The organism is Streptomyces sp. ML-6, from assembly GCF_030116705.1.
Lineage (GTDB): Bacteria > Actinomycetota > Actinomycetes > Streptomycetales > Streptomycetaceae > Streptomyces.
Genome location: NZ_JAOTIK010000001.1, coordinates 3,006,279 through 3,019,460 on the forward strand (window position 1 = coordinate 3,006,279; position 13,182 = coordinate 3,019,460).

The 13,182-nt window shown below is 72.4% G+C and carries 10 protein-coding genes and 1 pseudogene; 2 read left to right on the forward strand and 9 right to left on the reverse strand.

Annotated features, from left to right (window positions below):
• Nucleotides 1–99: 99 nt before the first annotated feature.
• The 5 genes from OCT49_RS12975 to OCT49_RS12995 all read right to left on the reverse strand — a co-directional run bounded on the left by OCT49_RS12975 (nt 100) and on the right by OCT49_RS12995 (nt 9,183).
• On the reverse strand, nt 100–792 hold the full coding sequence (locus OCT49_RS12975) for a helix-turn-helix transcriptional regulator (RefSeq protein WP_283855780.1): 693 nt from the start codon (nt 790–792) through the stop codon (nt 100–102).
• A 204-nt stretch (nt 793–996) separates the two neighbouring features.
• Nucleotides 997–2,949: an outer membrane protein assembly factor BamB family protein gene (locus OCT49_RS12980; protein ID WP_283852030.1), complete on the reverse strand. Its 1,953-nt coding sequence runs from the start codon at nt 2,947–2,949 to the stop codon at nt 997–999.
• A 133-nt stretch (nt 2,950–3,082) separates the two neighbouring features.
• Nucleotides 3,083–4,903, reverse strand: a complete 1,821-nt coding sequence (locus OCT49_RS12985; protein ID WP_283852031.1) for an outer membrane protein assembly factor BamB family protein — start codon at nt 4,901–4,903, stop codon at nt 3,083–3,085.
• Between the two features lie 368 nt (nt 4,904–5,271).
• The gene (locus OCT49_RS12990; protein WP_283852032.1) at nt 5,272–7,146 is read right to left on the reverse strand and encodes an outer membrane protein assembly factor BamB family protein; all 1,875 of its coding nucleotides are present in this window, start codon (nt 7,144–7,146) and stop codon (nt 5,272–5,274) included.
• 216 nt (nt 7,147–7,362) lie between these two features.
• Nucleotides 7,363–9,183: an ABC-F family ATP-binding cassette domain-containing protein gene (locus OCT49_RS12995; RefSeq protein ID WP_283852033.1), complete on the reverse strand. Its 1,821-nt coding sequence runs from the start codon at nt 9,181–9,183 to the stop codon at nt 7,363–7,365.
• 149 nt (nt 9,184–9,332) lie between these two features.
• On the opposite strand from OCT49_RS12995, the gene OCT49_RS13000 reads away from it, so the two are divergent.
• The gene (locus OCT49_RS13000; protein ID WP_283852034.1) at nt 9,333–9,584 is read left to right on the forward strand and encodes a type II toxin-antitoxin system Phd/YefM family antitoxin; all 252 of its coding nucleotides are present in this window, start codon (nt 9,333–9,335) and stop codon (nt 9,582–9,584) included.
• Between the two features lie 19 nt (nt 9,585–9,603).
• A pseudogene (locus tag OCT49_RS13005) lies at nt 9,604–9,765 on the forward strand (Txe/YoeB family addiction module toxin); the annotation flags it as partial.
• 11 nt (nt 9,766–9,776) lie between these two features.
• On the opposite strand, the gene OCT49_RS13010 reads toward OCT49_RS13005, so the two are convergent.
• The 4 genes from OCT49_RS13010 to OCT49_RS13025 form a co-directional block, all read right to left on the reverse strand.
• Nucleotides 9,777–10,676 (reverse strand): 4-(cytidine 5'-diphospho)-2-C-methyl-D-erythritol kinase, encoded by a 900-nt coding sequence (locus tag OCT49_RS13010; protein WP_283852035.1) that lies wholly within the window; start codon nt 10,674–10,676, stop codon nt 9,777–9,779.
• A complete protein-coding gene (gene rsmA / locus OCT49_RS13015; RefSeq protein ID WP_283852036.1) occupies nt 10,673–11,587 on the reverse strand; it encodes a 16S rRNA (adenine(1518)-N(6)/adenine(1519)-N(6))-dimethyltransferase RsmA in 915 nt (304 codons plus the stop codon). The genes OCT49_RS13010 and rsmA overlap by 4 nt, the downstream gene beginning before the upstream one ends.
• A 115-nt stretch (nt 11,588–11,702) precedes the next feature.
• Nucleotides 11,703–12,569 (reverse strand): TatD family hydrolase, encoded by an 867-nt coding sequence (locus OCT49_RS13020; protein ID WP_283852037.1) that lies wholly within the window; start codon nt 12,567–12,569, stop codon nt 11,703–11,705.
• 159 nt (nt 12,570–12,728) lie between these two features.
• Nucleotides 12,729–13,169, reverse strand: a complete 441-nt coding sequence (locus OCT49_RS13025; protein ID WP_283852038.1) for a hypothetical protein — start codon at nt 13,167–13,169, stop codon at nt 12,729–12,731.
• Nucleotides 13,170–13,182 lie beyond the last annotated feature (13 nt).

Sequence of the window (13,182 nt, forward strand, 5' to 3'; positions counted from 1 at the left end):
CGGCGGTCGGCGGTCGACCTTCGATGTTCGGTGCTCGGCGGTTCGGCGGTTCGGCGGTTCGGAGTTTGTTGGGTTCTGGGGGAACGGGAGGGACGGCTCTCAGGGGAGCAGCGGGTCCGGCCGTCCGTCCGGTGCCGCGCGGTCCAGCAGTCCCGTACGGGCCGCGAGCGCCGCGGCCTCCAGCCGGGAGCCGACGCCCAGCTTCATCAGCACCCGCTGCACATGCGTGCGCGCGGTGCTCGGCGCGATCCGCATCCCGGCCGCGATCCGGCGGGTGTCCTCGCCCTCGGCGACCCGCATCAGGACCTCGACCTCGCGCCGGGTGAGCAGCCGCAGCAGCCGCTGCCCCTCGTCGTCCGGGGTGATGGCGGGGTTGAGCAGTTCGGCGAAGGCACTCCGGAGGAGTTGCGGCGCCACCGCCGCCTCGCCGGCCCGCGCCTTGGCCATGGCCCGCTCGACGCCCTCCATGCGTTCGTCGTGGCGGACGTACCCCGCGGCGCCCGCGGCGAAGGCCGCCGCGATCCCCCGGGGGCTGGGCACCGGGCCGAGCACCACGACGGCCACCTGCGGGCGTTCGCGCCGGATGCGCACGATCGGGTCGAAGGCCCCGGGTTCGGCGGGTGTCGCGGTGCCGAACAGGCAGACCTCCGGGGCTCTGCTGACCACCAGTTCCGCCGCTCCCGCCGTCGGCGCGGCCGCCGCGAGGACCCGGTGGCCCCGCAGCTTCAGCGCCGAGGCGAGTGCCTCGGCGAGCAGTCTGTGGTCGTCGACCACCATGAGCCGCACGCCCATCGAGCACACCCCCGTAGCCACCGGTCGCACCGGTCCCCCCGGCCTTCCTGACCCGGCAAGCTACACGCTTGTTCGACGTCGCGGGCTCTTACCGGCCAAAAGGCTCGGGATCGCCGGTGCCGTGTGCGTCCGGAACCGGCCGGACGCCGGAGGGGTGGTGCCCGTCCTGCGGGCACCACCCCTCCGGTCCGTGCGGCCGGTCGCTCAGTCCCGGCTGAAAGCGACCACCAGGCGGCGGTCCTCGTCCAGCGAGCCGTGCGGCTTGCTGACCATCGTGCTCGCCAGGTACAGGCGTCCGTTGTCGTAGCGGAACTCGGAGTAGTCCGGCGTGAAGCTGGTCTCCGCGTCACGGATCGACTCGTCGCTCGGGTTCTCCATCAGCACCGTCTGCTTGAACGTGCCGCCGTCGATGGAGACGATCTGGCCGCCCTTGTCGTACGGGGGCACCCGGTACGCGATGATGTTGCCGCCGTCCATGCGGATCGGGAACATCGTGTAGCGGTCGCCCGCGTCGGCGCGGTCACCGGTCGGCTTGCCGGTCTTGAGGTCGAAGGAGACGATCTCGTTGGTGTCGCCGTACTCGCCGCTGCCCTCGTGGTCCTCGGTCGGCACGTAGATGCGGTTGTTGCCGACGGCGAGCTGGCTGCAGCTCTCGACCTTGGTGGAGGCGCAGCGCGCGGCGTACTTCTCGGCGTCCGCCGCGATCCGGGTGAGCAGCTTGCCGGTGGAGGCGTCGATGGAGAAGAAGTCCGAGATGCCGCTGCCGTCACCGGCGGTGTCGCCGACGTCGGCCGCGACGACCAGCGGCTTGGTGGAGACGACGCTCGCGTAGTCGACGCCGGGCGGCATCTTGTACGAGGAGAGCGGGGCCCCGTCGGCCGGGTTCAGCGCCTGGATGACGAGCTGCGGGTCGTCGTACGAACCGCACTTGCGGACCGCCACGAGCGCCTCGCCGCCGCCGTACCCCCTGTCGTAGCAGCCGTCGGTGCCGGCCTTGGGCTTCCAGCGCTCGGCTCCGGTCTTCAGGTCGAAGCCGACGCCGCCCTCGGTGCCGCCGGCGGCGACCACGTCGCCGCTGACCGTGATCTCGTCGAACCTGACCGCCGCGTCACCGCTGGTGGCGGCGGTGATCGACTTGCTCCACAGCATCTTGCCGGTGTTCAGGTCGAGCGCGCCGACCTGGTTGCACGGCGGGTACTTGGTCTCCTTGGTGGGCTTGCTCTCCTGGAAGGCGATCGCGGTCTTGTAGTCCTTGGACATGTGCCGCGAGGCGGCGCAGAGCTGGCCCGCCAGCGGGATGGACCACAGCTTGGTGCCCTTGGCCGCGTCGTAGCCGACGATCTCGTTCAGCCCGGTCTTCACGTACGCCTTGTCGGTCAGCCAGGAGCCGTCGACCCTGGTGACGTCGGTGACCTTCGGCAGCGGGAGCTGGAAGGCGACCTTGGACTTGGGGTCCTCGGGGGCCTTCTCCTTGCCGCCCCCGAGGACGCCGCCCTTCTCGGTGCCGCCCTTGCCACCGGTGGTGCCGCCGGCCTGGGACGTCTTGTCCGTCTTGTCGTCGTCGCCGCTGGCGGCGTACCAGACACCGCCGCCCACGATCAGCACCACGGCGACCGCGGCGGCGACGATGATCTGCATCTGGGTGTTGAACTTCTTGCCGCCGTTGCCGCCCTGCTGCGGCGGGTACGGCTGTTGCTGCTGCATCGGCGTGGTCGGGTAGCCGTAGCCCTGCTGCGGCGGCTGGCCGGGCGGCATGCCCTGCGGGAAGCCGTAGCCCTGCTGCGGCTGTCCGGGCACGGGTGCCTGCGGGTAGCCGTACCCCTGCTGGGTCTGCGGGTAGCCGTACCCCTGCTGCGGGGCCCCGGTCTGCGGGTAGCCGTAGCCGGCCGGCGGCTGCGGGGGCTGCCCGGCGGCGGGCGGCGGCGGGGTGGGAGCGCCGAAGCCGCCGCCTGCGGGCGGGGTGTCCGGCTGCTTGGCCATCGGGTCGGCGGGCGGCGGGGTGGGGGCGCCGAACCCACCGGGCGGCGGGTCCTGCGGGGCACCGAACCCGCCCGGCGGCGGGTCCTGCGGGGCACCGAACCCGCCCGGCGGCGGGTCCTGCGGGGCGCCGAATCCGCCCTGGGGCGGATCGTTGGGCGGCTGGGGCGGCTGCGTCATGGCGTACGTACCTCTGGGGGGAAAGGGAGTCGGTGGGTCGGGGCCGGCGGCGGCCGGTGGTGCTCCGGCCGCTGCCGGTCGTGAGGCGTCGGGTCCGACGGCTCGGTGTCGCCGTCGAGGGCTCGGTGAGCCGTCAGTTGCCGAAGGCCATCATGGTCTTCGTCTCCAGCTCTTCCTTGTCGTTCCTGGCGCTGACCCGGCCGCTCGCGATGAAGGAGCGGCCGTCCGCGTAGACGACCTTCGAGTTGTAGAAGGTGCTCTCGATCTCGGACGTCGACTCGGGGTGCTGGAGCAGCATCTTCGGGGTGCCGCCGGTCGGTGCGAGGGTGGCGATCCCCCCGCCCTTGTTGAAGCCCGCCTCCACGTAGAGCAGCACGTTGCCGCCCTCCATGCGCAGCGGCTTCACCATGCGCTCGCTCGGGGCCGCGGCCTTCCACTTGGACTTGCCGGTGTTCAGGTCGAAGGCCACGACCTTGTTGGTGCGGGCGAGGCCGCTGGAGTCCGGGGCGGTGGCCATGTAGAAGGTGTTGGCGTCGGCGGCGACCCCGGTGCAGCCGTCGAGGGACTTCCCGAAGATCGCGAAGGCGCTGCCGCAGTCCGGTGCGAACTTGTCGCCCTTGTCACTGGTGATGCCGGTGCGGAGCTGCCCGTTCTCCTTCAGGGCGAGGATGCTCCACTCCTTCTCCTTCTTCAGGGAGACCACGAGCGGGGTCACCGAGTAGACCCGGTCGATCTCCCAGCCGCGCTTGGGCTGGTACGTCCACTTGGGCTTGCCCGTGACCGGGTCCAGTTCCTGGATCTGGTGCTGCGGGTTGTCGACGTCGCCGGTGCGGCAGTTGGCGGCGGCGATCAGCTTGGGGCCGCCGGCGAAGGCGAACGGCTGGCAGTTGCCCGGCTGTTTGCCGAACAGTTCCTTGCCGTCGCTGACCCGGTAGGCGCTGGAGTTGCCGGTGCGCCCGACCGTCACCGTGTCGCCGCTGATGGCGAGGGAGATGTCCGAGAGGAAGTCCCAGGTGCCGTTCTTCTGGATCGACTTCTTCCAGCCGGCCTTGCCGGTGTTGAGGTCGATCATCTGGAGGTCCGCGCAGTCGGCCTTGTCGGTGGTGCCGTTCTTGACACCGATGACGATCTTGCCGTTGGTGGCGGGCTGGACGGGGGCCGCGCACAGGTCGGCGGGCAGCTTCAGCGTCCACTTCTGCTTGCCGTCGCTGACGGAGTAGCCGGAGACCGTGCGGTACATGCCCTTGACGATCGTGTCACCGACCACCCAGGGGCCGCGGACGTCGGAGCCGTTGCGGGGCAGGTCGATGTCGTTCTTCTGGAGCCAGAGGACCTTCGCCTCGCCCTTCTTGCGGCCGGCGTTGAGGTCCTCGTCACCGCCGCCGTTGCCGTCGCCGTTGCCGTCGCCCTCGTTCACGGAGGGCGAGCTGTTGGGCTCGGCGCCCTTGCTCTGCTGGGCGACGGGGTCCTTCTTCTTGTCGCCGTCCCCGCTCATGGCGAAAAATATGCCGCCGCCGATCACCAGGAGCGCGACCGCCGCGGCACCGATGATGACCGCGGGCTTGCGCCTGGCACCGCCGCCGCCCGGCCCGCCGGGGGTCGGGGCGCCGGGGTACTGCTGCGTCTGGGCGTAGGGTCCGGGCTGCTGACCGTAGGGGCCGGGCTGCGCGGGCGCGTTGTACGGTCCCGGCTGCTGGGCGTACGGGCCGGGCTGCTGGCCGTACGGTCCCGGCTGCTGACCGTAGGGGCCGGGCTGCTGGGCATAGGGGCCCGGCTGCTGGCCCGGCTGCTGCGGGTAGCCGTAGCCGGGGGCCTGACCGGGTGCCTGCGGGTGGCCGTAGCCGGGCTGGGGCGGGGTCTGCGGCGGGCCCTGGGGCGGCTGCGGCGTTCCCTGCGGCTCCTGCGGCGCGCCGAAGCCGCCCTGCGGCGGTTGCTGGCTGGGCGGCTGGGTCATCAGCACGTCCCCCTTCGTGCGGTCCTGTGCCCGTTCCGATCTCCCCCGCGATTCCTCGGGGCCCCCGGGGCCAAAACCCCCGAACCCTTTGGAATGGAGCGAATCGGGCATGGATCCCGCGGCGTTGCGTCAGTCGAGCGGGCCTTCTTTGTACCACCCGCAACACCCGGGGCACCGGGGCGGTCCACTCCCTGTTCCCAAGGGAGAACCGGCCCGTGATGCCTCCGTTACGCCCCGGGGAACGCCGGGGAGCGGGCTTCCGACGCCCTGCCGCGCACCGGCCGTGCGCCCTGCCGCGCACCGGTCCGTACGCCCCGGCGTGCCCGAACCGTGCGCCCTGCCGCGCACCGGCCGTGCGCCCCGGTGCGTCAGTTGCCGTAGACCCCCATGGACTTGGCCTTCTCCTCGTCGCCGTCCTCGATGCCGCTGATCCTGGAGGACATGAGGAAGGAACGCCCGTCGGCGTAGGCGACCTTGGGCTCGAAGAGTTCCCGTTCGGCGTCGGCTCCCGACGCCGGGTGCCGCAGCACCGTCTGCGGGGTGCCGCCGGTCGGCGGGAGGGAGAGGATGCCGCCGCCCTTGCCCTTCACCGCGCCCAGGTGCATCAGCAGCCTGCCGCCCTCCGCCCGCATCGGCATCAGGGTCTGCCCGGCCGGGGAGTCCGCCTTCCACTTGACCTTGCCGGTGTTCAGGTCGAAGGCGACGACCTTGTTGGTGGGGTCGAGCCCGGACTCGGGCTCGGTCGCCAGGTAGACGCCGTGCTCGTCGGCCGTCACGCCCAGGCAGCCGTCGAGGGCCTTGCCGGAGGTGAGGAGGTCGGTGTCGCACCGGGTCCGGTAGTTCGGGTCGTCACCGACCAGCTGGGAGCGGTAGGTCCCGTTGTCGTTGAGCAGGAGAACGGCCCACTTCTTCTCCTCCGGCTTCCGTAGCGAGACGACCAGCGGGCTGACCGAGTAGAACTGCGAGATCTCCCAGCCCTTCTTGACCTTGTACGTCCACAGGACCTTGCCGGTGGCCGGGTCGATCCGCTTGACCTGCTGTTCCTTGTGGTCGTCGGCCGCCGTCTGGCAGCTGGCCGCGGCCACCGCGACGGGGCCGCTCGCGAAGCCGAACGGCTGGCAGTTGCCCGGCAGTTCACCGAAGAGCACCTTGCCGTCGGAGACCCGGAAGGCGTCCGTCCTGGTCTTGCGCCCGACGGTCACGGTGTCCCCGTTGATCGCCATCGCGGGGTCGGAGAGGCCGTCCCAGGCGCCCACCCGCTTGTACTTCTTGTACCAGCCGGCCTTGCCGGTGTTGAGGTCGACCATCTGGAGCGCGTCGCAGAACTCCTCGGTGCCGCTGCCGCTCATGACCCCGAGGACGATCCTGCCGTCGGCGGTGGCCTGCGAGGGGGCCGCGCACATGGAACCCGGCAGGCGCAGGCTCCACTTCTGCCTGCCGTCGCCGACGGAGTAGCCGGAGACCGTGCGGTACATCGCCTTCACGACGGTATCGCCGACGATCCAGGGCCCGTACACGTCGGAGCCGTTGCGCGGCAGGTCGACGCCGCCCTCCTGGAGCCAGAGGGCCTTCGCCTCGCCGGTCTTCCGCCCGTCGTTGATCCCGGCGACCTCCGCGCGCAGTGCCTCCGCGCGCTCGGCCGCGGCCTTGTCCGCGTCCGCGTCCCCGGACTTGTCGTTCTTCCCGCCGCCCTTCCCGCCGGACGAGGAGCCCTGGTCGGCGCCGGTGCTCCCGTTCGCCCCGGACTTCTTCCCGTCGTCCCCGCCGACGGCCAGCCACACGCCGCCCCCGGCCAGCAGCGCCACGGCGAGCACGGCACCGAGGACCGCTCCCCGCCGACCCCGGAAGAACCCGCCGCCGCCGTTCCCCGCCGGCCCCCCGGGCTGCCCCGGACCGCCGTACGGCGCGGTCTGCGCGGGGAGGTTGTACGGACCGGGCTGGGTCGGCACGTTGTACGGGCCCGGCTGGGCGGGGGCGTTGTACGGACCGGGCTGGGCCGGGTTGCCGTACGGGCCGGGCTGGGCGGGGGTGTTGTACGGGCCGGGCTGGGCGGGGGCGTTGTACGGGCCCGGCTGGGAAGGCGCGTTGTACGGGCCGGGCTGGGCCGGGGTGCCGTACCCCGGCCCTGGCGCCGGCGCCGGGGCCGGTGGTGCGGCAGGTGACGGCTGGTCCGGTCCGGTCGCGGGGTCGTACGGAGCCCCGAAGCCTCCCTGCGGTGGTTGCTGGCCGGGCGGCTGGGTCATCGGCGCGTCCCCCTTCGTGCTGCGTACGGGCCCCGTCCGGCTGCGGTGCCGGGGCAAGGTTTCTTTCTACCACCCGCCCCACCAGCCCCAACGCCCACGCCAAGCACGCCCCCACCGGCGACCCGACAGGCTCCCGCCGACCGCCCGACCGGCTCCGGTCAGCCGCCCGGCAAGCTCCCGACGGCTGCCCGGCGGGGCGTCGGCCGTCTCCGACGGTCAGGCGTCCTCGGCCAGTTCGAGCCAGCGCATCTCCAACTCGTCGCGCTCGGCGACCAGTTCGCGCAGCTCCGCGTCGAGCTTCGCCACCTTCTCGAAGTCCGTGGCGTGCTCGGCGATCTGGGCGTGCAGCGCGGTCTCGCGCGTCGAGATCTTGTCGAGCTGCCGCTCGACCTTCTGGAGTTCCTTCTTCGCCGCGCGGGCGGCCTGCGGGGAGAGCGTCGTGGCGGCGGGGGCTTCCTTCTCCTTGGCCGGCGCGGGCGCGGCGGAGGGGGTCGCCGCCTCCTCGATCCGCTGCCTGCGCTCCAGGTACTCGTCGATCCCGCGCGGCAGCATCCGCAGCGTGCGGTCGCCGAGCAGCGCCATCACCCGGTCCGTGGTCCGCTCGATGAAGAACCGGTCGTGGGAGATCACGACCATCGACCCGGGCCAGCCGTCGAGGAGGTCCTCCAGCTGGGTCAGGGTCTCGATGTCCAGGTCGTTGGTGGGCTCGTCGAGGAAGAGGACGTTCGGCTCGTCCATCAGCAGGCGCAGGATCTGGAGCCGCCGGCGCTCACCGCCCGAGAGGTCCCCGACCGGGGTCCACTGCTTCTCCTTCGTGAAGCCGAACTGCTCGCAGAGCTGGCCGGCGGTCATCTCCCGGCCCTTGCCGAGATCGACCCGGTCGCGCACCTGCTGCACGGCCTCCAGGACCCGCAGGTCCGGGTCGAGCTCGGCGACGTCCTGGGAGAGGTAGGCCAGCTTGACGGTCTTGCCGACGACGATCCGCCCGGCGGCGGGCTGGACGTCGCCCTGGGTGCGGGCCGCCTCGGCCAGCGCCCGCAGCAGCGAGGTCTTGCCCGCGCCGTTGACCCCGACCAGGCCGATCCGGTCGCCGGGGCCGAGCTGCCAGGTGAGGTGGGTGAGCAGCGTCTTGGGGCCGGCCTGGACGGTCACGTCCTCCAGGTCGAAGACGGTCTTGCCGAGCCGGGCGTTGGCGAACCTCATCAGCTCGCTGGTGTCGCGCGGCGGCGGCACGTCGGCGATCAGCTCGTTGGCCGCCTCGATGCGGTAGCGGGGCTTGGAGGTGCGGGCCGGGGCGCCGCGGCGCAGCCAGGCCAGCTCCTTGCGCATCAGGTTCTGCCGCTTGGCCTCCTCGGTCGCGGCGATCCGCTCCCGTTCGGCGCGTGCGAAGACGTAGTCGCTGTAGCCGCCCTCGTACTCGTGGACCGTGCCGCGCTGGACGTCCCACATGCGGGTGCAGACCTGGTCGAGGAACCAGCGGTCGTGGGTGACGCAGACGAGGGCCGAGCGGCGGGCCCGGAGGTGGCCGGCCAGCCAGGAGATGCCCTCGACGTCGAGGTGGTTGGTGGGCTCGTCGAGGACGATCAGGTCCTGCTCGGCGATGAGCAGCTTGGCCAGCGCGATGCGGCGCCGCTCGCCGCCGGAGAGCGGGCCGATGACGGTGTCCAGGCCGTGCTCGAAGCCCGGCAGCGCGAGCCCGCCGAAGAGTCCGGTGAGGACGTCGCGGATCTTGGCGCTGCCCGCCCACTCGTGGTCGGCGAGGTCGCCGATCACCTCGTGGCGGATGGTCGCCCCCGGGTCGAGCGAGTCGTGCTGGGTGAGGACGCCCAGGCGCAGCCCGCCGCTGTGGGTGACGCGCCCGCTGTCGGCCTCCTCCAGCCGGGCGAGCATCCGGATGAGGGTCGTCTTGCCGTCGCCGTTGCGGCCCACGACACCGATCCGGTCCCCCTCGGAGACCCCGAGGGACACGCCGTCGAGCAGGGCACGGGTGCCGTACACCTTGCTGACCTGCTCGACATTGACCAGATTGACGGCCATTTCACTCCTGCCCCGTGGGATCGATCGACTTCCCAGGGTACGGGGCGGCGGACGGGGTTCCGCGCGGCGGCCCTGCCGCCCGATGGGCCCGAATGTACGGTTTTCCGTACGTACGGGTTCCTCTACGTCGGACGTACCGGGAGACGAGCATGCGCACCATGACCTACACGGAATCGCGCGCCAAGTACGCCGAGACCCTGAGCTCCGTCGTCGATGACCGCGAAGAGGTCGTAGTGACGCGTGCAGGCCACGAGCCCGTGGTGATCGTGGCGCTCGACGAGTACGAGGCCATGAAGGAGACGGCCTACCTCTACCGCAGCCCGGAGAACGCGCGTCGTGTCCTGGCTGCGATCGACGACCTCGAGAACGGCGGCGGCACGGTGCGGGAGCTCGTCGAATGAAGTTCGTCCGGCACGAGCCCGCAACGGGAACAGGAACGGGAGCATCGGCAAACCCGAGCCCCTGCGGCACGGTTTCCACGGGTACTGGTCGCGCAGGATCAGCGACGAACACCGGCTCGTGCACCGCGTGGTCGAGGACGAGGTGCGCATCGCCTCGTGCCGCTACCACTACGGGCGGTAGCGGCACCCCCGTCAGACGAGCTGCGCACCCGGTGCGGGCGACACCGCGGTGCGCGCCTTGCGGCACGTCCCGGATGCCGTCAGCGCGTCGGCGACCTTCCGGGCCGATTCCTCGTCCGCCGTCAGGAACGCGGTGGTCGGGCCGGAGCCGGAGACCAGGGCGGCCAGGGCGCCGGCCCCGGTGCCCGCGGCGAGGGTGTCGGCCAGCGAGGGGCGCAGGGAGAGCGCGGCGGGCTGGAGGTCGTTGCTCAGGGCGCCGGCGAGCGCGGTGGTGTCGCCGGAGCGCAGCGCGGCCAGGAGCGCCGGGGAGGCGACGGGGGCGGGTACGTCCGTGCCGGCGGTGAGCCGGTCGAACTCGCCGTAGACGGCCGGGGTGGAGAGCCCGCCGTCGGCGACCGCGAAGACCCAGTGGAAGGTGCCGCCGACCTCGATCGGGGTCAGCTTCTCGCCGCGTCCGGTGCCGAGGGCGGCGTCGCCGACCAGGCTGAACGGGACGTCGCTGCCCAGCCGTGCGCAGATGTCGAGCAGCTCCTCCCGGGTGGCGCCGGTGCCCCACAGGGCGTCGCAGGCCAGGAGCGCGGCGGCGCCGTCGGCGCTGCCGCCCGCCATGCCGCCCGCGACGGGGATGTCCTTGGCGATGTGGATGTGCACGTCGGGGGCGATGCCGTGCCGCTCGGCCAGCTCGATCGCGGCGCGGGCGGCGAGGTTCGTCGCGTCCAGCGGGACCTGGGCGGCGTCCGGGCCGGAGCAGGTGATCCGCAGTCCGTCGGCGGGGGTGACGGTGACCTCGTCGTACAGGCCGACGGCGAGGAAGACGTTGGCCAGGTCGTGGAAGCCGTCGGGGCGCGGGGCGCCGACCGCGAGCTGGACGTTGACCTTGGCGGGGACGCGGACGGTGACGGCCGTGCTCATGCGGCACCCCCGGTGCTGCCCGTGGCGGCGTCGGGCTCAGGAACGTCGGCGGCCGGCTTGTGCTCGGCGATGGCCGCGAATTCCTCGATCGTCAGTGCCTCGCCGCGGGCCTGCGGCGAGATCCCGGCCGCGACCAGCGCGGCCTCGGCGGCCGGGGCGGAGCCCGCCCAGCCGGACAGGGCCGCCCGCAGCGTCTTGCGGCGCTGGGCGAAGGCCGCGTCGACCACCGCGAAGACCTCGGCCCGGCTCGCGCTCGTCGTGACCGGTTCGGTGCGGCGGACCAGCGAGACCAGTCCGGAGTCGACGTTCGGGGCGGGCCAGAAGACGTTGCGCCCGATGGCCCCGGCCCGCTTGACCTCCGCGTACCAGTTGGCCTTCACCGACGGCACGCCGTAGACCTTGTTGCCCGGCCGGGCGGCCAGCCGGTCGGCCACCTCGGCCTGGACCATGACCAGGGTGCGTTCGATGGACGGGAAGCGCTCCAGCATCGTCAGCAGGACCGGCACGGCGACGTTGTACGGGAGGTTGGCGACCAGCGCGGTCGGCGCCGGGCCCGGCAGCTCCCGGACCAGCATCGCGTCGGAGTGCACCAGGGCGAAGCGGTCGGCGCGCTCCGGCATCCGGGCGGCGACGGTGGCCGGCAGCGCCGCCGCCAGCACGTCGTCGATCTCGACGGCGACGACCCGGTCCGCCGCCTCCAGCAGCGCCAGGGTCAGCGAGCCGAGCCCCGGACCGACCTCGACGACGACGTCCTCCGGGCGGACCTCCGCCGTGCGGACGATCCGGCGGACCGTGTTGGCATCGATGACGAAGTTCTGGCCGCGCTGCTTGGTCGGGCGCACGCCCAGCTTCGCGGCCAGCTCGCGGATGTCTGCGGGGCCCAGGAGGGCGTCGGGCTCAGTGGTGCTCACTTTTCAAGCTTAAGGGGCTCAAGTTCTGAGCCCGCCCCCCTCAGTAGTCGAAGGCCTCCTCAGCGGTCGAAGGCTCCTCAGTGTTTGAAGGCCCTCTCAGTAGTCGAATGCCTCCTCAGTAGTCGAAGGCTCGCGCGGTGTTGTCGGCGATCGCCGCCGCCAGGGTGTCCTCGTCCAGGCCCTTCACCTCGGCCATGGCCCGCAGCGTGACGGGGATGAGGTAGGGCGCGTTGGGCCGTCCCCGGTACGGGGCGGGGGTCAGGAACGGGGCGTCCGTCTCGACCAGCACCAGCTCCGTCGGCGCGACGGCCAGGGCGTCCCGCAGCGGCTGGGCGTTCTTGAAGGTGACGTTGCCCGCGAAGGACATGAAGTACCCGGCGTCCGCGCAGATCCGGGCCATGTCGGCGTCGCCGGAGTAGCAGTGGAAGACGGTCCGCTCGGGGGCGCCCGCGTCGGCGAGGACGCGCAGCACGTCCGCGTGGGCCTCGCGGTCGTGGATGACCAGCGCCTTGCCGTGCCGCTTGGCGATCTCGATGTGGGCCCGGAAGGACTCCTCCTGGGCGGCCATGCCCTCGGGGCCGGTGCGGAAGTGGTCGAGTCCGGTCTCGCCGACGCCGCGCACGTGGTCGAGAGCAGCCAGCGCGTCGATCTCCGCCAGCGCCTCGTGCAGCGCGGCCGTCCCGCCGGCCTCGCGCACGCCCTGGCGCGACCGGCCGTCCGGGTCGCCGTGCACGATGCGCGGCGCCTCGTTGGGGTGGAGGGCGACGGCGGCGTACACGGAGGCGTGCGCGGCGGCGGTCTCGGCGGCCCAGCGCGACCCGGCCACGTCGCAGCCCACCTGGATCACGGTGGTGACGTTCACCGCGGTGGCCCTGGCCAGGCCCTCCTCGACGGTGCCGTCCTGCATGTCCAGGTGGGTGTGCGAATCGGCGACCGGCACCCGGAGGGGTTCGGGCAGCGGCGGGGCTTCGGTACGGCTCATGCCGACGATCGTACGAGGACCGCGCCGGGGCCCACGCCAGGACCCGTGCCCGTACGAGAACCCACGACTGCCCGGGAGCCCACGACTGCACAGGAGCCCACGACCGTACGTCCGAAGCCCCTGTACGTCCGAAGCCCCCGGTCGTCCGCCGCCGCCCGTTTACTTGCGGTGGTGGAAGGGGTGCAGCAGGTCGGACAGGTGCCGGTGGCGCCCCGGGTCCGAGGGCGCGGCGGTGGCGGCCGAGGCCTGCCGGGCGTCGGCGTCGGCTTTGGCCTCGGTGTCGGCTTCGTTCTGGCCGGACGTGGTCGCGGGTGCCGGCGGGGCCGCCGACCGGGACGGCTGGGGGTTGTGGAGCAGCTGCTGGACGGTCGAGACCCGCCCCGCCCGCATGATCCGGACCACGTGGCCGCCGCAGTTCATGCAGGTGGGCCTGGAGAGGGGCGAGGGCACCCGCTCCCCGTCCGCCTTGTATATGACGAAGTCGTTGTTGGAACCGTCGAGGTGGTGCTCTATCTCATAGGCCTGCTCCCACCCGTACCCGCACCTCATGCAGGCGAAGGCGTACGCCTCGTGCGCGGTGGTCACTGCGGTCTCGCTCATGCCCTGCTCCTTT